The sequence below is a fragment of the Deinococcus aerolatus genome, assembly GCF_014647055.1.
Classification (GTDB): Bacteria; Deinococcota; Deinococci; order Deinococcales; family Deinococcaceae; genus Deinococcus; species Deinococcus aerolatus.
The window spans coordinates 32,853-56,655 of record NZ_BMOL01000019.1; the positions used below are offsets into that span (position 1 = coordinate 32,853).

Below are 23,803 nucleotides of genomic sequence, written 5' to 3' on the forward strand. Positions count from 1 at the left end.
GGCGGCGCCGCCGGGCACGCGAGTAGAGCCGCTGGCCTACGCTCAACTGGCCCGCGCCCAATTTCCCGCCCCCCAACCTTCCCCCCGGAGTTCCCCATGCAAGTTCTTGAAGGCCCTGCCGCCCGCACCGCCCTGACCCGCAGTTTCAACGAGATTCCCGTGCCGGACAGCGTTCTGGCCCGGATAGAGACGATGTTTGGCGAGGCCCTGACCCCGCAGCAGGTGGTCGAGCGCATTCTGGCCGACGTGCGGGCGCGCGGCGACGACGCCCTACGCGACTGGACCGAGCGGCTGGACGGCCCACGCCCGGAGGCGCTGGCGGTGGGCACTGACGAGATCGCGGCGGCCACAGTGGAGCCTCAGCTTCACGCCGCCATCCGTCTCGCCATCGCCCGCGTGCGCGACTTCTACGCGCAGCAGCCCGCGCACGGCTTCCTCAACCACGGCCCGGATGGGGCGCTGGGACAGCTGGTACGCCCGCTGGGCCGGGTGGGCGTGTACGTGCCGGGGGGGCTGGCGCCGCTGATCAGCACGCTGATTCACACGGCGGTTCCGGCGCAGGTGGCGGGCGTCCCCGACATTGTGGTGGCCACGCCACCGGGCCGGGACGGTCAGATCAACCCGGCCATTCTGGTGGCGGCGCGCGAACTGGGCCTGACACAGGTGTACCGGGTGGGCGGCGCGCAGGCAATTGCGGCGCTGGCCTACGGCACCGCCAGCATCGGCGCGGTGGATAAGATCGCCGGGCCGGGCAACCTGTTCGTGGTGATCGCCAAGCGGCTGGTCTACGGCCAGACCGGCATCGAGAGCCTGCCGGGGCCGACCGAGACGCTGGTGCTGGCCGACGACAGCGCCGACCCCCGCCACGTGGCTGCCGACCTGCTGGCCCAGGCCGAACACCTGGGTGCGGAGCCGGTGCTGGTCTCAACCAGCCGCCAACTGCTGATCGCCGTGCAGGCCGAACTCAACGGGCAACTTGAAGCCCTGCCCGAACCCAACCGGGGCTGGGCGCGCGACAGCGTTGCGGCCCGCATGAAGGTGGTGCTGGCCGCCAGTCTGGACGAGGGGCTGGAGCTGTCGAACCTGTACGCCCCCGAACACCTGTGCCTGCTGACCCGCGATCCCTGGAGCCTGCTGGGTCAGGTGCGGCGGGCCGGCGGGGTGTTTATCGGCGAGAACAGCATGGAGGCGCTGGGCGATTACGTCGCCGGCCCCAGCCACGTGATGCCCACCGGCGGCACCGCCCGCTTTGCCAGCCCGGTCAACGTGCGCGACTTCCAGAACATCATCAGCGTGGTGGGGATCAATGAGGCCACCCTGCGCCGCATCGGGCCAGCAGGAGCCACCCTGGCGCGGGCAGAGGGGCTGGAGGCGCATGCTCGCGCCATTGAGAGCCGGCTGAACGAGGGCTGAGGGCTTTAATCCATCAGTCAATCCATCAGTCTGAGCGTCCCCGGCTCCACCGGATGAATCCCGGCCGCATCGGCCACCCAGCTCTGGCCGTTGCCAAAACGGGCCTCGACGCGGAAGTCGGTGGTGGAGGTCATGAACACCCGGCACTGCTGGACCGTCAGTGTCGGGGGCTGCGGAATCACCTCGAAGCGCGGGCTGTCGCAGTCGCCCGACACGGTGATTTCACGGTCACTCAGGTAGGCCACGTTCAGGGCCGCCCGCACGTCGGCCATGTACGCGTGGGCCTCGGTCCATTCCAGCGGCAGCGGCGCGGCCTGCGGCGGCTGCACCCGGACCTGGGTGTGCGTGGGCTGACAGCCGCACAGCGCGGTGGCCAGCAGCAGGACGGCTCCTGTCAGCCACCTTGGCCTCATGTCAGTTCCGCCCCATTCAATCGCGCCCCACCAGCAGGTGGTACAGCACGCTCATGCGGATGGCCTGCCCGTTTTCCACCTGCTGCAGAATCCGGCTGCGCGGGCCGTCCGCCGCCTCGCCGCTGATTTCCAGATCGCGGTTCATGGGGCCGGGGTGAAGCACAATGGCGCCGCTCTCGGCCCCGGCCATCAGGGCTTCGTTGACCTGATACACGTCGGCATATTCCTGCAGGCTGCCCAGGAAGCCGCTGTTCATGCGCTCCTTTTGCAGGCGCAGGGCCATGACCGCGTGGGCGCCGCGCACCGCTTCTTTGGGGTTGCTGCACAGGGTAACGCCCGGCAGCGCGGCCAGATCCGCCGGAAGCAGCGTCGCGGGGCCACACAGCACCACCTCGGCCCCCAGCATCGGCAGCAGTTCAGCGTTGCTGCGCGCCACCCGGCTGTGACGGACGTCGCCGATGATCGCCACCCGCTTGCCCTCCAGGCTGCCAAATTCCTGGCGCACCGTGTAGGCGTCCAGCAGCGCCTGGGTGGGGTGGGCGCGGCGGCCATCTCCGGCGTTGATCACCGGCTTGCCGCTGTAGCGCGCCACCAGATGCGCGGCCCCGGCAGCGTGGTGGCGCACGATGTAGGCGTCCACCTTGTAGGCGGTCAGCACCTCCACCGTGTCGCGCAGCGATTCGCCCTTGCTGACGCTGCTGTTGCCGGCCGCAAAGGTCAGCACGTCGGCGCTCATGCGGCGGGCGGCCAGCTCGAAGGAGGTGCGGGTGCGGGTGGAGTTCTCAAAAAAGGCGTTGCAGACAGTCAGGCCCTGGAGCGCAGGCACCTTCTTCACCGGGCGGTCCAGCACCTGCAACATGGTGTCGGCATTGTCCAGGATGGCCGTCAGGCGTTCGGGCGACCAGTCCTGAAAATCCAGCAGATGCCGGGGCCGGGGGGCAGAAACGGCGCCGACACTCATCGCATGTCCTCCAGGTCCCACAGCTCCACGCTGTCCACCCCGTCGGTCTCGTGCAGCTTGACCTTCACGACCTCGCTGCGGGCGGTGGGCAGGTTCTTGCCCACGTAGTCGGCGCGGATGGGCAGTTCGCGGTGCCCGCGGTCCACCAGCACCGCCAGCTGAATCCCCGCGGGGCGGCCCAGGTCAATCAAGGCGTCCAGCGCGGCCCGCACGGTGCGCCCGGTATACAGCACGTCGTCCACCAAGATCACCCGGCGCCGCGAGATGTCAAACGGCACCTGCGTCTCGCGGATGATCGGCTGGTGCGCTACCTCGCTCAGGTCATCGCGGTAGAGGGTGATGTCCAGCATGCCGGTGGGCACCTCTACCCCCTCCAGCTCGCCGAGCTTGGCAGCCAAACGGGCGGCCAGCGGAATGCCGCGCGTATGAATACCGATCAGGGCCAGCTGATCGGCGCCCTTGTTGCGCTCAATGATCTCGTGGGCGATGCGGGTCAGCGCCCGCCGCGTCTCGTCGTTGCTCAGGATAATCGCCTTGGGACCGCTCACGTCAGACCCTCCGGCCCAAAAAAATCGCCGCTCAGCGCAGGCTGACGGCTCACTTTCGACAGACTCATACATACTCCTTCTCCTGCCTCACGGGGCGGGCGCAGCCTCACGGGACTGCCGAGAGAGGGTGGAACGGGGTGGGCGCAGACGGTTGCCTGCCAGCCCGGAGTTTAACACCCCGGCGACACCCCTCCTTCACACCTCTGAGTCGGGTTTTAAGACGCACTAAATTTGACACAACCACACTCAGATATTATCCTGGGGCAGCTGGGCGGAGGAGTTGACCACACGGTTTTCCCGCCGTCCCACAGCCACCCACAGGAGGTTTTGACATGATGCGATTTGATCCCTTCCGCGACATCGAGGAACTGACCCAGCGCATGGACCGCGCCTTCGGCCAGGGCCTGAACGACTCAGCCCGCCTCGCGCCGCCGGTGGACGTTCATGAGGACGAGCACGGGCTGGAGCTGACCCTGGACCTGCCCGGCGTGAAGCCGGAGGACATTCAGATCGAGGCCGAGAGCCAGACCCTGACCGTGCAGGCCGAGCGCAGCTACCGCCGCGCCGAGGGCCGCACCGCCCACCGCGTCGAGCGTGCCTACGGCACCCTGGTCCGGACCTTCAGCGTGCCCGCCAAGTACGATCTGGGCAAGGTACAGGCCAATTTTGACCACGGCACCCTGACCCTCAGCGTGCCGCGCAGCGAGGCTGCCCAGAAGCGCAGCATCAGCGTTCGTAGCGGCGGGCAGGACACCCCCCAGAAGCAGGACCGGACGCTGGAGGCCGGGCAGGACGCAAACCGGGACGGGCAGACAGGGCAGTCCCAGTCGGGCGGCGCCGGACTCAAGTCGGGCCAGCCCGCCGCCCAGACCGGCAAATCGCAGAACGCCTGAGCCGGGGCGTGGCAGGCTGAGCAGACGGACAGAGGCCGGGGCACCCATGCCCCGGCCTCTGTCCTGTCCGTCTACACATGTCTTTCGACAAGGAGTTATTCCCCGTCCCGCACGGCCTCCATCAGCTCTTCCAGCAGGTGCAGCGCGGCGGGACCGAGGGGGGCGCGGGTCACCCCCATCAGGGTGCCCAGCTTCTCGCGGCGGGCGCTCGACAGGCTGGACCAGCGGGCCAGGTCAGCGCGGTGGGTGCGGGCCGTCTCGTCGCGCAGGTAGCGCAGCGCGCCGTCGTAGTAGCCCGCTGTGTAGGCGGCGCGGGCGCGGCGTTCCTGCGCCAGCAGCCCCAGCCCACGCGTGGCCAGCAGCGCCCGCCGGGCCTCCTCCTGCCCCCCAAAGGCGTACAGCTGTTCCAGGCGGTAGATCGCCTTGGGAAAACGCAGCCCCGCTGAGGCCCGCCACGCGTGCGGCAGCCGGACCTCGAATTCGGGCCACAGGTGCAGGTGGCTCAGCAGCGCCGGATACAGCAGGCCCAGCGCGATGTTGCGGGCATCGGCCAGGGCCAGCAGCTGCTCCTGCACGCCGTGGCCCGGCCCGGTGTGGGCGGCGCGGGCCTGGGCCAGTCCCTCGGCGGCCAGGTTCAGCAACTCGGCGCGGTAGGCGGCCCGCTGCGCGGCGCTCAGGTTCCACAGCGTCCGCTGAATGCGCCCGTAGTGGCCAGTGGGGTCGTACAGCACCCGGCTGGTGGCCAGCAGCGCCAGCGGGGCCTCGGCGCGGGCCACGTCCCAGTCGCGCCACGCCTCCAGCTTCCCGAAGGGGAAACGCTCCACGCTCACGCCCGCCCGCGTCTCGGCCTGCGGCGAGAGCAGATCGCGCTCGAAGGTCACGAAGGTGGGCTGGCTGCCGGCCCACGCCAGCTCGGTGCCGTAGCCGCCGGCCGCCGCCACCGCCCGCACCTTGCGGTCCGCCACCAGCCGTTCGCCCACCCGCTCGGGCGACACGCGCTCCGGCGGATGACGGTCTGTGTTTCTGGATGACGCAGGTGGTGACACGGCTGTTTTCCCTCCTCCCGGCCCCAGCATAGTGGACCAGCGCGGAAGTCTAGCGCTACGGCAGGGCCGGGCGCTCCCGCCGGGCAGCCGTCAGCCACCGGCAGCGGGGGCCAGGCGCGGGAAGACGCCCAGGTCTGACGCCACCCTCTTTCCAAGGTTCCGGCTTTCCAGGGTTCCGGTTTCTCAGGGCTTTGTTGCGGAGGCGATCACGGTGTGTGCCCCCTGCACGCGCTGGCCCACGCTGACCTGCGGGGTTAATTCAGGGGGCAGGTGCAGCAGCACCAGTCCGCCCTCGGCCAGAAAGGTGGCCTTGTGTCCAGCGTGGGCCGCGTCGCCTGCCTTGAGGTAGGACGTGGCGTTCAGGCCCGCGCCGGGGGCCACCAGCGTCACGGTGATCTGCCCCAGTTCGCTCTGGGTCACGGCGGCCAGCCGCTCGTTTTTCAGCGTGCCGCGCCCGGACAGCAGATCGGTGGGCTGCCCGGCCAGCAGGCTCAGCGCCTCGGGGGCGCCGAACAGGGCCACGTTGCTGCGGCTGCCGGTGTGCCGCGTGTCGGTGATCTGGCCGCCAATCGGCTGATACACGTAATGCACGTCCAGCGGCCCCACCAGGATGCCCAGCAGCCAGCCGTCCGGTGCCGCCCCTGTACCCAGCAGGTCCCCGACTTTCAGGGCAGCGTTGAGGGCGTCGCTGCGGACCCGGTCCGCCTCCACCCGGCGCACGAAGCTGACCGTTCCGTCGGCCGGACTCAGCACGGCCCCCGCCTCGGTGGGCAGGCGAACGGGGTCGCGGAAGCGGTACACGCTCCGCAGATACCACGCGGCGGTTCCAGCGGCGATGGGAAAAAGCAGGCGGCGCAGACGCATGGGGGCAGTCTACCGGGCCGGGGCCGCGCGGGGCTTCAGCATTTGCTGGGAGTGGTGCACCTGCGGGACGGGGGGGCGGGCCGCAGCAGGTTTCAACTGGCCGTCAGGCCCAGCCGCTAGACTCCGGGCGTGCGCCCCATACCCTCCCTGCGCCTCACGGCCTCCCTGTCCGCATTGCTGCTGGTCAGCGCCGCGAATGCCGCGCCGCTGCGGCTGGAATTCTGGCACGCCATGACCGGCGTGCAGGACACGGTGGGCGGCTACGCGACGGCCTTCAACAAAGCTCAGAGCGCCTACGAGATCGTGCCGGTGGCGCAGGGCAACTACCGCGAGCTGCAGCCCCGCCTGGAGGCGGCCATCCGCGCCGGAACGCCCCCGGCGCTGACCCAGGTGGAGTTCACGCAGCTGCCGGGTCTGGCGGTGCAGGGGCAGCTGTTGGACCTGGGCCGGGCCGTGGCTGATCTGCCCGACAGCCTGACCGGCGACTTCTACCCGGCGGTCTGGAAGTCCGGTCAGCTGGCCGGCAAGACCTATGGCCTGCCGTGGAACGTCAGCGTGCCGGTGCTGATGTACAACGCGGGAGCGCTGAAAAAGGCCGGGGTCAGGGTGCCGGGAACCTGGACCGAGCTGGAAGCGGCCAGCGTCAAGCTGGCCGGCGGCTCCAGACGCCCGCTGGTGGCGGTGGCCGACAGCTGGACCTTCGAGGCGAACGTGCTGTCGCGCGGTGGGGCGCTGGTCAGCGGCGCAAAGCCGGTCCTGAACAGCCCTGAAGCGGTGGAGGCCCTGACCCAGCTGGCCCGCATGAGCGCCGCCAGGACCGCCCAGCCGCGCACCCTGAACGACGCCACCCGCGCGGCCTTCGACTTTGCGCGCGGCGTGAACGTCTTTGCCCTGGCCAGCGTTGCCAACTGGACCGACGCCCGCAAGCTGCCATTTTTCGATCTGGGCATCGCGCCGTTTCCCTGCGAGAAGGCCGGGGCCTGCACGGTGCCGCTGGGCGGGGCCACCCTAAGCGTGCCGCGTGGCAACAGCGCCGCGGCGCAGACGGGGGCGCTGGCCTTCTGGCAGTTCCTGAACGACCCTGGTCGGCTGGCGAACTGGGTGCAGGTTACCGCCTACGCCCCGCCCCGCCGCGCGGCGACGCCGCTGCTGGAGGAGTGGTACACCAGGAACCCGCAGCTGCGGGCCGCCCACGCCCAGCTGAACCGCGCCGTGCCGCGTCCCGCCGTCCCCGGCTACGAGGCCTGGACCCGGCTGCTGGAAGACGCGATTCAGCAGGCCACGGCGGGCCGGCTCGGTGCCCGGGCCGCGCTGGACGAGGCGCAGCGTCAGGCCATGAAATAACACGGACTCCGGATGGCACGGACTCTGGATGACATGGCGCTGGTCCGGGCGCGTCCTGTTGGGCGGACGGTAAATGGCCCCGGTCCCGGGCGGTCCCTCCCCGGACCACCGGGCGCCCGCTACACTGCGTCCCGATGAGCGTCCTGTACCTGCTCCTGACCGTGGCCTTTGCCGGGGTGCTGCTGGCGCTGCTGGCCCGTCCGGCGGCCCGCGCCGGCCTGGTGTGGGGGCTGGCGGCACTGCTGCCGCTGCTCGCGGCCATGACCGCCGCCCTGGGCGCCCAGGCACGGGCGGCGCGGACACTGGCGGCCTCCTCCACCGCTCCGGTCACGCTGACCATCTCGGACGGGATCTTTAAACGGACAGTCACGCTGGCGTTCGGTGACGCCGCCTGCGTGGAGCGGGCCGTGCGCCTGCGCTCGGAGGCCATCCTGACCACCTCCGGCGGCCCGCTGCGGCTGGGCGCAGTCAGCCGGGTGGAAGGCGTCCTGCCACCTCAGGCCGTGGTGGAGGCCCTGACCCTGCGCGGCGAACTGAACTGCCCGAACCTCAGGGCGGTGCAGCAGCCCAAGTAACGACAGGTCATGGGGATTCGGTCCCGAGGCGCCAGGACACGCCGCCGCGAACCGGACGCTGCCCGGCGACCCCGCTGATGAACCGCCCTTGCCGACCCATTGGTCCGGAGAAGCGGTGGGCCGTTCCATCCAGGCTCACCGTCTGGCGGCGGGCAAAAGGCAAGCCCCATCCAAACGCCCCCAGGCCCATCCCGTATGCTGATTTTTCATTCTCAGTTCCCCCCTCGCCCTGTTCCAGGAGTGCCCATGACCACCCAGACCCAGACCGCCGCCATCCTCCGCCCCGCCTCCTACGTGTCCGGCCAGTGGCACGCCAACGCCGACGGTCAGACGCTGGTGGACGCCGTGTATGGCCGCCCCATCGCCGTGATTTCCTCGGAGGGGGTGGATTTTGCTGGCGCGCTGGCCCACGGCCGCAAACACGGCGCGGCGCTGCGGAAGATGACCTTCCACACGCGGGCGCGGGCGCTGAAGGCCCTGGGCCTGTACCTGATGGAGCGCAAGGAGGAGTACTACGCCCTGAACCTGCTGACCGGCGCCACCCGCCGCGACGGCTGGGTGGACATCGAGGGCGGCATCGGCACCCTGCTCAGCTACAGCAGCATGGCCCGGCGCGAGCTGCCCGACGAGCGCTTTCTGCCCGAAGGCAAGGTAGAGACGCTGGGCCGGGCCGGCACCTTCGTGGGCCGTCACCTGATGGTCCCGCGCGAGGGTGTGGCGGTGCAGATCAACGCGTTTAACTTTCCGGTGTGGGGGATGCTGGAAAAGCTCGCGCCCGCTTTTATTGCTGGGATGCCCAGCCTGGTCAAGCCCGCGCCCCAGACCGCCTACCTAACCGAGCGCGTGGTGCGCGACATCATCGAGTCGGGCCTGCTGCCCGAGGGGGCGCTGCAACTGGTGATCGGTGAGCCGGGCGACCTGCTGGACCATGTGCGCGAGCAGGACATGGTGGCCTTCACCGGTTCGGCGGCAACGGCCGCCAAGCTGAAGGTGCATCCCAACATCATCGCCCACTCGGTGCCGTTCAACGCCGAGGCCGACAGCCTGAATGCCTCGGTGCTGGGCCTGACGGTGACGCCCGACAGTCCCGAGTTCATGCTGTACGTCAAGGAGGTGGCCCGCGAGATCACCGGCAAGGCAGGCCAGAAATGCACCGCCATCCGCCGCGCCATCGTGCCGTCGGGGATGGTGGAGGCCGTGACCGAGGCGCTCAGGAAGGAGCTAGGCAAGATCACGCTGGGCGACCCGGCCCGCGACGACGTGCGGATGGGCGCACTGGTCAGCGTGGAGCAGCGCGACCGCGTGCGGGAAACGCTGGCAGAACTGCGCCGGGAGGCGCGCGTCGTGATCGGCGGCGCGGAGGGCGAGCTGCTGGGCGGGGACCGCGAGAAGGGCGCGTTCCTTGATCCCACCGTGCTGCTGTGCGACTCGCCGCTGACCGCAACGGGGCCGCACGAGCTGGAGGCCTTTGGCCCGGTGGCAACGCTGCTGCCCTACGACTCGCTGGACGACGCCATCCAACTGGCACGCATGGGCCGCGGTTCGCTGGCCGGCAGCGTCATCACCCATAGCCGCGCCGAGGCCACCGAGCTGGTGCTGGGGCTGGCGAGTACGCACGGGCGCATTCTGGTGCTGAACCGCGATGACGCCAAGGAAAGCACCGGCCACGGCTCCCCGCTGCCGCAGCTGCTGCACGGCGGCCCTGGACGGGCGGGTGGCGGCGCGGAGCTGGGCGGCATTGCGGGCGTCAAGCACCACATGAACAAGGTGGCGGTACAGGCCGACCCCACCACCCTGGCCGCCATCACCCGCGAGTTCGTCCCGGGCGGCGAGGTCCGCGAGGACGTGGTGCACCCATTCCGCAAAACCTTCGACGAGATTCAGGTGGGCGACAGCCTCCTGACGCACCGCCGCACCGTCACCGAGGCCGACATCGTGAACTTCGCGGGCCTGACCGGCGATCACTTCTACGCACACGTGGACGAGATCGGCGCGAAGGAGGGCATCTTCGGGCGGCGGGTGGCGCACGGCTACTTCCTGATCTCCGCCGCCGCCGGAATGTTCGTCTCGCCCGCCCCGGGGCCGGTGCTGGCAAACTACGGGCTGGAAAACCTGCGCTTTGTCGAGCCGGTGGGCATCGGCGACACCATCCGCACCCGCCTGACCTGCAAGCGCAGGGTTCGCAAGGATCTGCGTCCGGACGACAAGCAGCCCACCGGGGTGGTGGAATGGCACGCCGAGATCACCAACCAGAATGATGAACTCGTTGCCACCTACGACATCCTGACCCTGGTGGTGCGCGCGCACGACCGCTTCGACGCCCCGGCCCAACCCGGACCGGAAGGCGCAGCCCAGGCGTAAGTCCCAGCTGTTGTCTCTAGAGGAGTAGCAAGTGGACCGGCGTCTGCTTGCTACCTTCTTTGCATGACCACCCTGATCACCGGACTTGATCACGTTCAGGTTGAAGCCCCCGCCGGCTGCGAGGCCGCCGCCCGCGCCTTTTACAGCGGGTTTCTGGGGTTGCCCGAGCTGCAAAAGCCCGCCGCGCTGGAGAGGAATGGCGGCGTGTGGTTTGCCCTGCCCGACGGGCGGCAACTGCATGTGGGCGTCGCCCCCGATTTCGTGCCGCGCGAGAAGGGGCATCCGGCGCTGCGCTGCGACGACATTGGCGTGTTCGGGGTGCACTGCGACTCGCACGGCGTCGCCTACGTTTCGGACGCTGAGGCGGGCGTGCCGCGCGTGTTCCTCAAAGATGCCTTCGGCAACCGGCTGGAAGTGGTGGAGGGTTCACATCCCAGCGTGTTGCTGGAATAACCGAAGACGCGTGGGGAGCGCTGCTGGATGCGCGGTTCAGCTCCCACGTTTTTGGCAAGGGGCAGATTGTCGTTTCGTGTGAGGGGTGGCCCGCAGGCGGAGACGCCGAGCGGCTCCTGAGGCATACCGCAGGGCCGGAGGACCACGCCAGCCTGCTTGAATGCCGCAAGCGCAGGCGCCGCAACGATGGGCATGGCCGCTGACGCCCCCTTCCAAGCCGCGCAGTCGGGAGCCCGGCGCGGCTGCGTGCCGCCTCGCCTGCCATTGCGCCTATCCTGTGAGAGATGTCCATGAATGCAACCGACCTGATTCAGTCCTACTTTGACCCCGATGCGGTGGCGCGGCTGGCCCAGGCGGCGGGCCTGGATCCAGAGACGGCCGGGCGGGCGCTGGCCGCCGGTCTTCCCCTTCAGCTGCGAGCACTGGCCGCAGCTGCCGGCACCCCGGAGGGCGAGGCCCTGATCGCCGACGCCGTGGAGGCGCTGCCCGGCTTTGGCAGTGTGGGCGCAGCGCTTGATGAACCCGGCGGCGCGGCGAATCTGCAGCAGGCTGGTGAATTGCTGGCCCCGGCGCTGCTGGGAGACGCGGCGGAGACCCTGCCCGCACAGGTGGCCGCGCAGACGGATGCGGACGCCACCGGAACCCAGCAGCTGCTTCAGCTGGCCCTGCCGCTGCTGCTGAGCGCCCTGGGCCAGCGCGGACTGAAGGCTGGAAACGTCGCCCCACTGCTTGCGGGCCTGGGCGGTCTGGGGAAGACGGGGGTAGCCACCACAGAAACCGCATCCCCCAGCGTGGAGGCACAGGCGGCGGAATCCGTCACATCCCGGCCCGTGGGCCTGGATAAGCCCGTCCCAGAGGGTACTGTTCGCGCAGTTGAAGTTGACCAGACTGTTGTTCCCGATGCTGTGGTGGATCAAGCTCCTGTTCCAGGGACTGTGGGTCCGGAAGTGGCCGGGCCAGGAGCTGGTGTACCGGAGGTTCCTGCTCTCTCGCCGGAGCCCCTGGCCGCCGTGCCCCCCGAGGCTTCAGGTCTCAGCACGCCTCCGCTGGAATCTGCGCCGTCCGCCGACGTCCTGCCGGACCCCAGCACGCCGGAGGGGCTGTTGAAGTACCTCCAGACGCAGTTCAGCGGCGCGGTGGGACAGCAGATCGGCGCGCTGGCCGGGTACGGAGGCGGCGCCAAGCGGCAGGCCGCGCTGGCCGCGTTGCCGGTGGTGCTGGCCGCGCTGGCGGGCAAGGCGCAGGCCGGGGGCAACCTGGACACGCTGGCGCGTCCCTTCGCGCCGTTGACCTCCGGCAGCGGGCAGATCGATACGGCGCTGCTGGACAGCCCGGTCGAGGTGGCGCGCATCGAGGGCCAGGGCCGCGGCCTGCTGCCCTCGCTGTTCGGGGATGTCAATGCAGTGACCGGGCGGCTGGGCAGCGCACTGGGCGGCAGTGGCGACAGCTCGCGCCGCCTTCTGGCCCTGCTGACCCCGCTGGTCCTGTCGGTTCTGGGCAGCGCCCGCCCGAACGGACTGGGGGCCGTTCCCTGGGCGGGCCTGGCCGAAGGCCTGAAGGGGGCGCTGCCTTCCGGCTTCTCCAGCCTGGGCGTGCTGATCGGCAGCCTGGTGTCCGGAACGCCGCTGCCCGGCGCGGTCCCTGCGGCGGTGCCCCTCCCCCGTGCGGCCCCCGCAGCGGCCCCGGCCAGACCCTCGCCCCTCAAGCCGGCCCGCCCGGCCCGCTTCGAGACGCCCGCGCCGCCTCCGCCCCCACCCGCCCGCAGGCGCGGGGGCTTTCCGCTGTGGCTGCTTCCGCTGCTGCTCCTGCTGCTGCTGGGCGGCTGCTGGGTGTTGCAAAACCGTGCGCCCACCACGCCCACACCGGTCCCGGGCGACTCCTCCAGCGGAACCACCGGAACCGGGGGCATGCCTGGTATGCCGGTACAGACGGTCTTCACGGCCCCCGAGAGCGGCGCGGCGGTTCCGGCAGGCGGCTTCACCCTGCGCGGTACCGGTCCCGTCGGGGAAACCCTGACGGTGCTGCTGGGCGACCGCCAGATCGGAAGCCCGACCGTTGGCCCGGACGGAACCTGGAGCCTGGACGTGGCAGACGACACACCCACAGGGCCGCAGACCTACACGCTCCGAAACGCGGCGGGTGGGGAAATGGCCGCGCTGAATGTTGTGGTGGGGGCAACGGACGCTGAGGGGGCCGACACCGCACCCGCTGCATCGGGCGGTGCAGACACGGGCGGGGCCGAGACCGACGGGGCAGGCCCCACCGCGCCGGAGGCCACCACCCCGGAAGGCGCGGCACCAGCCCCGTCAGGAGCCGCTGACGGCGCGGCGGGCGTGACCGTCGACAGCCCGGCCCGTGGCGCACAGGTGTCCGGCGCAGGCTTCACGCTGTCGGGCACCGGCACGGCGGGCCAGAGCTTCGAGGTGCTGGAGGACGGCGTCAGCATCGGCCGCTTCACCGTGGGCAAGGACGGCACCTGGACCCGTCCGGTGCCTGCTCCCGGTGAGGGCGAGAAAACCTACGCGATCCGCTCGGCGGCAGGCGATGAGGTGGCCTCGGTGCCGGTTGTGGTTGGGGCCGCCCCCACCGGTGCCCGGGGCACGTCCTGCACGCAGCCCCTGAGCGTCAGCCTGCAAGACGGCGAGACCGTCACCGCCCCCTACCGCTTCGGCGGCGAGGGCCGCGGCCGCGCCTACCTGGTGACCGTCAAGCGCGGCGACCGCACTGTCGGGCGCAGGACCGTGCGGGTGGGCGCAGGCTGCACCTGGAGCTTTACCAGCAATCCCGGTGTCCGGGACGGCCAGGCCGCTAGCGTCACCTACGAGATTCGCCCGGCCAACGCCAGTGCCAGCGACGAGCCCGGCGCCCGCCTGACCCTGAACGTCCGCTAGCGCTCTGGGCCGCAGGCAAATCAGAGGTCCGTCCCCCCACCGGGTAGACGGACCTCTGGTCTTTGTGCCGCGTTGCCAGCAGGCTCTAGCTCAGCACAGCCTCGCCACGCACCTGGCCTCGGTGGGCCAGATACCACGCCACGGTGCTGCGCAGCCCGTCTTCCAGGGCAATGCGGTGGTGCCAGCCAAGCGCGTGGATGCGGCTGACATCCGTGATCTTGCGCGGCGTGCCGTCGGGCTTGCTGGCATCGAAGGCCAGTTCGCCGGGATACCCCACCACGGCCCGGATCTGCTCGGCCACCTCGCGGATGCTCAGGTCCTGGCCGGTGCCCACGTTGATCGGCCCCGGCTCAGAGACGTGCTGCATCAGGAACAGGCAGGCGTCGGCCAGATCGTCAACGTGCAGAAACTCGCGCAACGGTTTTCCGCTGCCCCACACGCTGACGGTGGGGGTGCGGGCCTCGCGGGCGTCCACCATCTTGCGGATCAACGCCGGCAGCACGTGGCTGCCCATCAGGTCGAAGTTGTCGCCCGGCCCGTAGAGGTTGGTGGGCATGGCCGAGATAAAATCCGAGCCGTACTGCGCGCGGTACTGGTCGCACAGCTCTATGGCCGCGATCTTGGCCACCGCGTAGGCGCGGTTGGTCTCTTCCAGCGGGCCGGTCAGCAGGGCGTCCTCGCGCAGCGGCTGCGCCGCGTCACGCGGGTAGATGCAGGTGGACCCCAGGTTCAGCAGCTTGCAAACGCCGGTCACGTGGGCCGCGTGGATCACGTTGGCCGCGATCATCAGGTTGTCGTACAGGAACTCGGCGGGGCGGGTGCTGTTGGCGTGAATGCCCCCCACCTTGGCCGCGGCCAGGAACACGTACTGCGGACGCTCGGCCTCAAAGAAAGCCTGCACCGCGGCCTGATCGCGCAGGTCCAGCTCACGGCTGCCCCGCGTGACGATGTCCGTGAAGCCGTCGGCCTTCAGGCGGCGGAGCAGCGCGCCGCCCACCAGCCCGCCGTGCCCGGCCACGTAGATGCGGTCCGTGAGGCGCATCAGAATGCTCCGGCTCCCTTCAGCGCCACCGTGTGGCCCGCCTCACGCAGGGTCCGCTCCTGGCGGGCCAGTTCCATGTCGTGCTCCACCATCTCGCGCACCAGTTCCTCGAAGGTGGTCTTGGGGGTCCAGCCCAGCTTCTCGCGGGTCTCGGCGGCGTCACCCAGCAGGTAATCCACCTCGGCGGGGCGGAAGTAGCGGGGATCGATCTCCACGTAGTCCTCGTGGTTCAGCCCCGCCAGCCCGAAGGCCCGCTCGGCGAACTCACGCACGCTGTACGCCTCGCCGGTGGCAATGCAGTAGTCGCGCGGGGCGTCCTGCTGCAGCATCATCCACATGGCTTCCACGTAGTCGCGGGCGTGGCCCCAGTCGCGCTTGGCGTCCAGGTTGCCCAGGTACAGCTTCTTTTGCAGGCCCATCTTGATGCGGCCCACCGCGCGGGTGATCTTGCGGGTCACGAAGGTCTCGCCGCGCCGGGGGCTCTCGTGGTTGAACAGAATGCCGTTGCAGGCGTACAGGTCATAGGCCTCGCGGTGGTTGACGGTCTGCCAGTACGCATAGACCTTGGCCACCGCGTAAGGGCTGCGCGGGTGAAACGGGGTGTGCAGGCCCTGCGGGGGCGCGGCCGCGCCGAACATCTCGCTGCTGGACGCCTGGTAAAAGCGCATGGGGTTGCCGGTGCGCCCGCCCACGTCGCGAATGGCTTCCAGCAGTCTCAACGCGCCCAGGCCGGTCACGTCGGCGGTGTACTCGGCCTGGTCGTAACTGACCTTGACGTGCGACTGCGCGCCCAGGTTGTAGACCTCGTCCGGCTGCACCTTTTCCAGTAACGCCCGTACGCCCGAGGCGTCGGCCAGATCTCCGTAGTGCAGGAACAGCCGCGCGGCCGGATCATGGGGATCGTGGTACAGGTGATCGATGCGCTCGGTGTTGAAGGTGCTGGCCCGGCGAATCACGCCGTGAACCTCGTAACCCTTGTCCAGCAGCAGCTCGGTCAGGTAACTGCCGTCTTGTCCCGTAATGCCTGTGATCAACGCTTTTTTCATATGTCATCCTTCGTGCCGCGCCCGGCTGCGGACTGCCGCCGCCACTCTACCGGGCGCGTTGCCCATTATGTTCGGCCAGCGTGACCGAGGCTGCGTTTCAGAACCGTAAACACCCTGTAAGTTCCCTGCCAGACCCCGCCGTCTAGGCTGGGGGCCGGTGCGGGACCCTGCGTCTCGTGCCGGAGCGGACGCCGCGTGGCAACACGCCGGACCTCGTCGCTGCCAGGCTGCCAGGAGCGGCCAATCTGATTTCAGGCTGACGGCAAATGAGGCGAGGTTCACAGAAGTTTATCTTCGCGGCGGTTCCGGACTACAGAATAAGAACATTGCACGCCAGCAACCAGCAGGCGTCCCAGTTCTCACCCTCCTCCTTTCCGTGCCGCCCTGCGACCGGCACTGCCCGCACGATGATCGGCCCACGTTGATCGCCCCGCACGGAGTCTAGTCATGCTTACCGTACATCTGCTGGGACACGCCCACGTGACCTACAACAACCGCCCGGTGCCGCTGTCGGCCAAGGCCGTGGCGCTGATCACGTACCTGACCATCGAGAAGCTGCCGCAGCACCGGGAGCGGCTGGCCGATCTGCTGTGGAACACCCCGGAAGCCCGCAAGAACCTGCGGGTGGAACTGGCCCGTATCCGCTCCGCCGGGCTGAACCTGTTTCCGCTGAGCCGGCAACTGCTGTACCTGGAGAACGTCGAGACGGACCTGAACGGGTGGCTGATGGGCCTGGGCACCGACCTGGACCAGGCGGGGCTGGCGCAGTGGCTCTCGACCCTGCGCGGGGTGCCGCTCAGCGGGCTGGAGGATCTGGGCAGCCCCGCCTTTCAGGAGTGGATCGACCACCAGCGCTGGGTGCTGACCGAGCAGACCGAGGAGGTGCTGGGCCGGGCGTATGGCCGGTTCCAGCGCAGCGGCAAGGTCTGGGCCACCCGCGCCATCGCCGCGCGTGCCGAGGCGCTGGGTTTTGTCCACCCCGGCGAGCTACTGGAGGACGGGGAACTGGATGCGGACCTGTCCACGCGCCCCGGCAGAACCGGTGTCCCTGGCGAAATGCCGGAACCTGATCTGGCGTCCGGGATGGGTCTGGATCCCGGGCCGGACACAGCCCAGGGCCTTGCTTTCGCCCAGTCCCCCACCGCCCCCGCCCTGGAAGGGCCGCTGCACTTCAGCGCCCCGGACCGCGAGGCGGCGCTGCGGCTCAGCATGGAGCGGGCCGCACAGGCGCCGCAGGTGGTGGTGCTGCACGGCCCCACCGGCAGCGGCAAGTCTTACGGCGCCGAACGCGCACTCGCAGACCAGCAGTGGCTGACGCTGCGGGTCAGCAACAGCCGGGCCGGGCGCCTGATCCTGGCGACGCTGGCCCAGTCGCTGCTGGCCCTGCCGTTTCTGGCCCCGCCCGACAGCGCCGCCCCCACCGACGCCGAGCCGGAGACCGGAGCAGAGTCCCACACGCCCTCGGGCGCCCAGACCCTCCAGAGCGTGCTGCTGCGGCCCGGCAGCCTGGAAGAGGACGTCGTCAAGGTGGCAACCGTGCTGGCCACCCTGCCGCAGCCGCTGGCGATTGTTCTCGATCACGCCCACAACGGGCCGGTCGAGCTGGCCTCGCTACTGGAATTCATGCTGAATGTTCCGGCAGCCGGTCCCCGCGCCCTGGTGATGCTCAGCCGCACACCACCCTCGCAGGCGCCACTGTGCCGCGCCCTGCTGCGCCGCTTCGGCGCGGCGCAGAGCCTGGTGCTGGAAGTGACGCCGCTGTCGCCGGGCAGCGTGGCGCAGGCACTCAGAACGCGCGAGGTCTGGCGTGACCCCGGCGCGGCGGACACGGACCTGCACGCGCAGGCCGCCGTGCTGCTGCAACGCAGCGGCGGCAATCCGCAGCATCTGCTGGCCCTGCTGGAGCAGGCCGCACCGGCCCCGTTTGAACAGGCGCTGACCGCCAGCGCGGCCGGGGAACACATACCCGGCAGCCGCCTACCCAGCGCCATGCGCGACACCTACCTGGGAGAAATTGACGGCTGGTCCGCTCCGCTGCGCGAGGCCCTGGGCAGCCTGAGCGTGATTCAGGGCGATTTCAGCTTCACGCTGGTGGGGTCCCTGCCGGACGCGGCGCGTGCGGGCCTTCCTCCAGCGGCGCTGCTGCGCGAGGCCCTGGAACGGCACGCCCTGGTGGAGGCCGGGCCGCCCGGCGCCCTGGCCTGGCCCGGTTTCGGTCCGGCCGATGCCGCCAGCCGGGGAGAGCCAACCTACCGTTTCCGCTCCGAGGGCCTGCGCGTTGCCCTGTCGGGCACGCTGCCCCAGTCCGAGCGCCAGGCCCTGCGGCTACATCTGGCCGGGGCGCTGGAGGCCACCCAGCCGGGGCTGGCGCTGTACTACGTCGCCCGTGCAGACGCCGAGCAGAACGCTGAGCGCCTGCGCCGGGCCTACCGCGCCCGCCTGCCTGCGGGCAGTCCGCTGCTGCGGTCCCTGTCGGGCAAGGTCCAGGCCGCCCACGCCACGCCCGGCGCCGCACATCCCCTGTCGGCCCCGGTCTCGTCCCTGCTGGCCCCCCCCCGGTCCCCAGTCACCGAACCCCGGCGCACCCAGGCCGGGGCCAGCGCCGCTGTGTCGTCGCAGGGCTATCTGCTGGCCTGGGAACAGGGGGGCTGGCTCAGCATCCTCAGTCAGGGCCGCTACGGCCACCCACACACCCTGCAGGTGCATCTGCCTCTGCCTGCCGGGCCACGGGGGACCACAGCCGTGACCGTGCGGATCGTCTGGCGGCTGGATGTCTTCCACGGCGGTCACGAACTTGGGCCTCTTCAGCCCTCCTTTCCGCTGCGCTTCTGCGTGCCCGGCGCCGACGGCGCCTGCGTCCTGATGCCCGACGCGGTGACCGACTACACCGAGGAGGGCCAGCGCCAGCAGGTCCACAGCGGCGTGACCCTGGGGGCCTGGATGCAGCACGAGCTGACCTTCAACCTCTCGGGCCAGGTGGCCGAACGGCTGGAGCTGCATGTACGCGCGCTGGACCTGGCCCTGACCATTGGCGAGCTGAGCGTGAATGACCGGCCGCTGCTGCCGCTGGCCGCTGGCCCCGAACGTCCCGGCGCGGTGGGAACCCGCAAGGCGCGGGGCGGCGTCCAGACCACCCCGGTACACAGCTGACCCACGACCCAGGGGCAACGGTCCCGCTGGCCGGTCCGCCCCGTCAACGCCGACGGGGCGGCGATCCTTGCACCACCCCTGCCCCCGGATGATTAACGCCCCAGTAACGCCATTTCGCCAACACTGCCTTCACCGTGAGGGTTCCGGCGCTCCAGAAAGGTCCGCGCCAGAACCTGAATGAACGGACCGCCTGGTCCGCCGGAGCCGGGGCAAGCCGCTCCGGCACCGCTGTCCCGACACCGTGCCGGGCGCGGCAACACGCAGACCAGAGGGTGGGGCGAACGATGAGAATGGGAATTCCGGTGGATGCCAAAATCTACGTGGCAGGACATGACAGCTTGATCGGCGCCGTGGTGTGCCGAAAATTGGAAGAGTTGGGCTACTGGAACATCATCACCCGCACGGCCGACGACCTCGATCTGCGCAGCCAGGAGGGGGTCCAGGCGTTTTTCGAGCAGGAACTTCCCGACTACGTGTTTCTGGCGACCCTCACCGGCGAGCATGTGCTGGACGGCCTGCTGCGGCCCGCCGAATCGCTGTACAGCAAGGTCATGATCGCCTCGAACATCATTCACGCCTCATACCTGTACGAGGTTCGCAAACTGCTGAGCATCATCGACTGCCAGTTCGATCTGGAAGCCCTGCGCTATGAGGCCGACGATTTCGCCATCCGGGCCTACCAGCAGGAGGGCCGCGACAGCGATCAGCTGATGCGGGCGCTGGTGACGGGACTGTGTGACCGCTACCGCAAGCAGTACAGCTGCGACTTCATCTCGGTGGTGTTTCATCTGGAGGCCGCCCAGGGTGAGGGCGGCGCGGCCCCCGTCCCGCTGCTGAACGGCGTGGGGTTCGGCCAGATGTCGGTCGGCGGGCCGCCGTCCCTGCAGGACAGCGCCGCTGCGTGGCAGCGCGATCAGCTGTACGCCGAGGACCCCGCCCACGCCTGCCTTTTCCTGATGGAGAACTTCTCGGCGACCGGACCGATCACGGTGCGGACCGGTACGCGCGGCGGCAACGTGGCCTGACACCAGGACCGGGCACAGCAAAGCCCCCTGAACCAGACCTGCGGGTCCACGGTCAGGGGGCCTGCCTTTGGGGCAACCCGGCGCTACAAATCCGGCTCGTCGATCAGGTCCGGCTCGGTCACGCTCACGCCGCCCTCACCCACGCGGCGGCGCTTGCGCAGCATGGCGGGTTCCTTGTCCAGGTTGAAGACGAAATGGCGCGGACGGCGCTCGCGCAGCCACGTTTCCAGCGCCACCAGGCGCGGGCGGAAGCGGATAAATTCACGCAGATGCCGGATCGGCACGAAGCGGGCCTCCTGCACGTCGCGGTCCGGATCGCGTGGCTGCAGTTCGCCGCTGACCTCGCGTCCGGTGTAGAAGAACTGCAGGTGGTGGCCCCAGGTCTGCGCCTTGAATTCCACGATAAAGGCCAGGTCACGCAGTTCCACCACCAGCCCGGTTTCCTCGAAGGTCTCGCGGCGTGCGCCGTCCTGGATCAGTTCACCGCCTTCCAGGCCGCCCTTGGGCAGCGACCAGCGACCCCGCTCGCGCACCAGCAGAATCTCCTCGCCGCGCAGCACAATGCAGCCTACGGCAATGCGGGGGCCTTCCACCGGCCGCTTCTGCCCCCGCTTGCTGGGCGCGGCGGGCACCGGCACGGCCACCGTGTTGGTCACCTGCCCCGGCTTCAGGGGCGTGCCCACGCCGGGCGTGCGCCGCCTCCTGCGCCGCCGTCCCCCCGCCGCGTTCTTGACCCCACTGTCGCCGGTCATTACACGCCCTCCGGGGCGAGGTCGTTGAAGCGCACGTGCGAGCTGTGGAACTGCAGCTTGACGGTGCCCACCGGGCCGTTGCGCTGCTTGCCGATGATGATCTCGGCGATGCCCTGCTGGTCAGTTTCCTTGTTGTAGTACTCGTCGCGGTAGATGAACATCACGATGTCGGCGTCCTGCTCGATGGCGCCCGATTCGCGCAGATCGCTGAGCATGGGCCGGTGGTTGGGCCGCTGCTCCACGGCGCGGCTCAGCTGGCTCAAGACCATGATCGGCACTTCCATCTCGCGCGCCAGCCCCTTGAGCCCACGCGAGATGGTGCTGATTTCCTGCTGGCGGTTGTCGCTGCCGCCGTTGCTCTTGCCACCGGACATCAGCTGCAGGTAGTCGATGACTACCAGCCCCAGCTGCCCGTGCTGCGCGGCCATGCGCCGCAGCTTGGAGCGCAGGCCGTTGAGGGTCAGGTCCGGCTCGTCGTCGATCACCATCGGTGCCTCGGCCAGCCGGCCCGCCGCGTGGGCGAGCCGCTCGAAGTCGCGCTCGTTGAGCTGCCCGCTGCGGATGCGGTTCATGTCCACGCGGGCCTCGGAACACAGCATGCGCAGGGCCAGCTGCACGCTGGGCATTTCCAGGCTGAACACTGCCACCGTCTTTTCACGGCGCAGGGCGACATTCTGGGCGATGGACAGCGCGAAGGCCGTCTTTCCCATCGAGGGCCGCGCCGCCAGCACGTTCAGGCTGCCCTTCTGCAAGCCCGAGATCTGCTCGTCCAGATCCTTGAAGCCGCTGCTCACACCATCGGGAATGCCCTTGTTGGCGTGCAACAGGGTGATGTACTCGAAGGTGTCGTGGACTACCTCGCCCATCGCCTGATACTGCTCGCCCTTCTTCTTCTGCTCGGCCACCTCGAAGATCATCTTCTCGGCGCGGTCCAGCAGGTCTTCGAGGGGCAACTGCGCGTCGTAGGCCAGCTGCATGGCCTTGCCCGACGCGCTGATCAGCTGGCGCAGGGTGTGCTTTTCCTGCACGATCCGCGCGTAGTGCTCGGCGTAGGCGGCGGTGGGCACCTGGTCCGACAGGCCGATCAGGTAGGTCAGGCCGCCCACCTCGTCCAGCGTGCCCTTGCTGCGTAGGTCCTCGCTGAGGGTCACCAGATCCACTGGCTCGCCGCGCTCCTGCAGGTCACGCATGGCGGTGAAGATCTTGCGGTGGCCCTCACGGTAGAACATCTCCGGGGCCACCGTGTCGCCCAGGTTGGTCATGGTGTCGTTGTCCAGTAATACACTGCCCAGCACGCTGATCTCGGCGTCGTTGCTGTGCGGTGGAACGCGCGGCGTGAGTTCCAAAAGCCTATCTCCTTTGCCCGGTCGTGCCAGCCGGCGCCCTCCCGCAGAGGGGGAGGCGCGGCACACGCGGGGGTCAATTCGCGGTGTAGATGTGATGGGGACGGATGAACGGTCCCATTCGCCAGACCGGGGTCCGGTTGAACTGGGGAGCAGCATAGCACCCACGCGCCGCCGGGGGACCACCAACCCGCCCACTCTGACAAAGGTCTTCTCAGGGGCGACGACAGCAGAAATACAGCTCCAAACGCTCAATACGGCTTTTTTCACCCACTACCTGAATGGTTGCCAGGATCGCGAAAGGGTAAGAGTCTTGTTAGAAGCTCCCCACTAATCTGTGATCAAGCAAGGACGGGAGACACCCGCACCTGCAAGCCATCAGTAGGCGGGCCGGACCCAAATACATACATCATCCGGCAGGCCGAACGCGCACAAGGAGACCACCATGAAGAACAACACCCAAGGCTTCACCCTGATCGAGCTGCTGATCGTCATCGCCATCATCGGGATTCTGGCGGCCGTTCTGGTTCCGCAGTTGCTCAACGCTCAGGGCAAGGCCCGGGCCACCGGTGCTCAAGCCTACGGGCGTAATCTTATTACTGTCGTTCAAGCAGCCCGCACCGAAACGGGCAAGACTGCTTCTACGATTGCAGCTACCTGTGCCATTAGCGACTTGCCAGAAGGCGGCAGCCAGCCAGCGAAGCCTGATTACGTTCTTGCTGCAACTGGGTGTGCTCTTTCTGACGGTACTGCACCCAACCAGCAGACTCTAACTGTTACGTACGATGGCACGAAGACTGTTGTCCTGAAAACTGGGTTCTAAATTCTAATAATCAAGGGAGGACGGTGGCGCCACCGTCCTCCCTTGATTATAGATTACAGAAAAACTATCTTAAAATTTTTACTAATATAGAATTCTGGCATATATCAGCAGTATCGGGAGACTTCTATTATTCAGATTCTACTAAAATTATTACTCTACAGCATGTAACTAACATTTAATTCTGCAATTACTCTATACGTTTAATAATTTTCCTAAAAATAGTAAGAGTCCTGTAAGAAACCTCCCACTAGTGTGTGGTCAAGGAAGGACGGGAGACACCCGCACCTGCAAGCCATCAGTAGGCGGGCCGGACCCAAATACATACATCATCCGGCAGGCCGAACGCGCACAAGGAGACCACCATGAAGAACAACACCCAAGGCTTCACCCTGATCGAGCTGCTGATCGTCATCGCCATCATCGGGATTCTGGCGGCCGTTCTGGTTCCGCAGTTGCTCAACGCTCAGGGCAAGGCCCGGGCCACTGGTGCTCAAGCCTACGGACGTAATGTTATAACTGTTACGCAGGCGGCCCGCACCGAAACGGGCAAGACTGCTTCTACGATTGGAGCTGACTGTGCCATTAGCGCACTGCCAGCAGGCGGTAGTGACCCTGTAAAGCCAGATTATATTAACGGATGCGCTTTGACTCTTGATGGCACCGCAGCAGGTAATCAAACATTGACCGTAACTTACGATACTGACAAAACTGTCGTCTTAAAGACCGGTTTCTAAGCCATCTATTGGTAGTCCGTTGACACCTGACGGCCTGACACAAAGTATGAGAAAGCGTCCCCGGTAGGGGACACTTTCTGTTTGTGACAACCGAAAATGCCACCGGGGACGCGTCCCGACTCTACC

General features: G+C 68.5%; 20 protein-coding genes. 11 read left to right on the forward strand and 9 right to left on the reverse strand.

Translation table 11 applies throughout. From position 1 onward, the window contains the following. Positions 1–96 precede the first annotated feature (96 nt). Complete coding sequence (gene hisD / locus IEY31_RS15560; RefSeq protein WP_188973628.1) at positions 97–1,413, forward strand: histidinol dehydrogenase; 1,317 nt, start codon at positions 97–99, stop codon at positions 1,411–1,413. Positions 1,414–1,430: 17 nt separating this feature from the next. Here hisD and IEY31_RS15565 read toward each other — a convergent pair whose 3' ends face one another. The 3 genes from IEY31_RS15565 to pyrR are packed head-to-tail and all read right to left on the reverse strand — an operon-like array spanning position 1,431 to position 3,335. Next, entirely contained in the window at positions 1,431–1,826 is a 396-nt protein-coding gene (locus IEY31_RS15565; protein ID WP_188973630.1) for a hypothetical protein, read from the reverse strand. Between the two features lie 16 nt (positions 1,827–1,842). Next, a complete protein-coding gene (locus IEY31_RS15570) occupies positions 1,843–2,787 on the reverse strand; it encodes an aspartate carbamoyltransferase catalytic subunit (protein WP_188973632.1) in 945 nt (314 codons plus the stop codon). Then, the gene (gene pyrR / locus IEY31_RS15575) at positions 2,784–3,335 is read right to left on the reverse strand and encodes a bifunctional pyr operon transcriptional regulator/uracil phosphoribosyltransferase PyrR (protein WP_229723699.1); all 552 of its coding nucleotides are present in this window, start codon (positions 3,333–3,335) and stop codon (positions 2,784–2,786) included. Before pyrR ends, IEY31_RS15570 begins: the two co-directional genes overlap by 4 nt. A gap of 332 nt (positions 3,336–3,667) precedes the next feature. On the opposite strand from pyrR, the gene IEY31_RS15580 reads away from it, so the two are divergent. Further along, a complete protein-coding gene (locus tag IEY31_RS15580; RefSeq protein WP_188973636.1) occupies positions 3,668–4,228 on the forward strand; it encodes an Hsp20/alpha crystallin family protein in 561 nt (186 codons plus the stop codon). A 95-nt stretch (positions 4,229–4,323) separates the two neighbouring features. Here IEY31_RS15580 and IEY31_RS15585 read toward each other — a convergent pair whose 3' ends face one another. After that, positions 4,324–5,274 carry a hypothetical protein gene (locus tag IEY31_RS15585; protein WP_229723700.1) on the reverse strand — a complete coding sequence of 317 codons (951 nt, stop codon included), beginning with the start codon at positions 5,272–5,274 and terminating at the stop codon, positions 4,324–4,326. Positions 5,275–5,457: 183 nt separating this feature from the next. Next, positions 5,458–6,138 carry a phosphatidylserine decarboxylase gene (locus IEY31_RS15590; protein ID WP_188973638.1) on the reverse strand — a complete coding sequence of 227 codons (681 nt, stop codon included), beginning with the start codon at positions 6,136–6,138 and terminating at the stop codon, positions 5,458–5,460. A 129-nt stretch (positions 6,139–6,267) separates the two neighbouring features. Between IEY31_RS15590 and IEY31_RS15595 the strand changes: the two genes are divergently transcribed. The 5 genes from IEY31_RS15595 (at position 6,268) to IEY31_RS15615 (ending at position 13,762) form a co-directional block, all read left to right on the forward strand. Beyond that, positions 6,268–7,482, forward strand: a complete 1,215-nt coding sequence (locus tag IEY31_RS15595) for an ABC transporter substrate-binding protein (RefSeq protein WP_229723702.1) — start codon at positions 6,268–6,270, stop codon at positions 7,480–7,482. Between the two features lie 134 nt (positions 7,483–7,616). Further along, positions 7,617–8,057, forward strand: a complete 441-nt coding sequence (locus tag IEY31_RS15600; protein WP_188973641.1) for a hypothetical protein — start codon at positions 7,617–7,619, stop codon at positions 8,055–8,057. A gap of 246 nt (positions 8,058–8,303) precedes the next feature. After that, a complete protein-coding gene (gene paaZ, locus IEY31_RS15605; RefSeq protein ID WP_188973643.1) occupies positions 8,304–10,418 on the forward strand; it encodes a phenylacetic acid degradation bifunctional protein PaaZ in 2,115 nt (704 codons plus the stop codon). 63 nt (positions 10,419–10,481) lie between these two features. Next, positions 10,482–10,871, forward strand: coding sequence for a VOC family protein (locus IEY31_RS15610; protein WP_188973645.1), 390 nt, complete (start codon positions 10,482–10,484; stop codon positions 10,869–10,871). Positions 10,872–11,155: 284 nt separating this feature from the next. Then, a complete protein-coding gene (locus tag IEY31_RS15615) occupies positions 11,156–13,762 on the forward strand; it encodes a DUF937 domain-containing protein (protein ID WP_188973647.1) in 2,607 nt (868 codons plus the stop codon). Positions 13,763–13,847: 85 nt separating this feature from the next. Here the strand turns inward: IEY31_RS15615 and IEY31_RS15620 are convergent, their stop codons facing one another. Further along, entirely contained in the window at positions 13,848–14,804 is a 957-nt protein-coding gene (locus IEY31_RS15620) for a GDP-L-fucose synthase family protein (RefSeq protein ID WP_188973648.1), read from the reverse strand. Then, entirely contained in the window at positions 14,804–15,850 is a 1,047-nt protein-coding gene (gene gmd / locus IEY31_RS15625) for a GDP-mannose 4,6-dehydratase (protein ID WP_188973650.1), read from the reverse strand. The genes IEY31_RS15620 and gmd overlap by 1 nt, the downstream gene beginning before the upstream one ends. A gap of 447 nt (positions 15,851–16,297) precedes the next feature. Between gmd and IEY31_RS15630 the strand changes: the two genes are divergently transcribed. After that, on the forward strand, positions 16,298–19,000 hold the full coding sequence (locus IEY31_RS15630; protein WP_188973652.1) for an AAA family ATPase: 2,703 nt from the start codon (positions 16,298–16,300) through the stop codon (positions 18,998–19,000). Between the two features lie 284 nt (positions 19,001–19,284). Beyond that, positions 19,285–20,025 (forward strand): NAD-dependent epimerase/dehydratase family protein, encoded by a 741-nt coding sequence (locus IEY31_RS15635; protein WP_188973654.1) that lies wholly within the window; start codon positions 19,285–19,287, stop codon positions 20,023–20,025. An 83-nt stretch (positions 20,026–20,108) separates the two neighbouring features. Here IEY31_RS15635 and IEY31_RS15640 read toward each other — a convergent pair whose 3' ends face one another. Both IEY31_RS15640 and dnaB read right to left on the reverse strand, forming a co-directional pair. Beyond that, positions 20,109–20,777, reverse strand: coding sequence for an NUDIX domain-containing protein (locus IEY31_RS15640; protein WP_188973656.1), 669 nt, complete (start codon positions 20,775–20,777; stop codon positions 20,109–20,111). Next, positions 20,777–22,123, reverse strand: a complete 1,347-nt coding sequence (gene dnaB, locus IEY31_RS15645) for a replicative DNA helicase (RefSeq protein ID WP_188973658.1) — start codon at positions 22,121–22,123, stop codon at positions 20,777–20,779. Before dnaB ends, IEY31_RS15640 begins: the two co-directional genes overlap by 1 nt. A gap of 442 nt (positions 22,124–22,565) precedes the next feature. Between dnaB and IEY31_RS18990 the strand changes: the two genes are divergently transcribed. Continuing rightward, the gene (locus IEY31_RS18990; RefSeq protein WP_188973660.1) at positions 22,566–22,943 is read left to right on the forward strand and encodes a type IV pilin protein; all 378 of its coding nucleotides are present in this window, start codon (positions 22,566–22,568) and stop codon (positions 22,941–22,943) included. A gap of 362 nt (positions 22,944–23,305) precedes the next feature. Further along, positions 23,306–23,677 carry a competence type IV pilus major pilin ComGC gene (locus IEY31_RS15655; RefSeq protein WP_188973662.1) on the forward strand — a complete coding sequence of 124 codons (372 nt, stop codon included), beginning with the start codon at positions 23,306–23,308 and terminating at the stop codon, positions 23,675–23,677. Positions 23,678–23,803 lie beyond the last annotated feature (126 nt).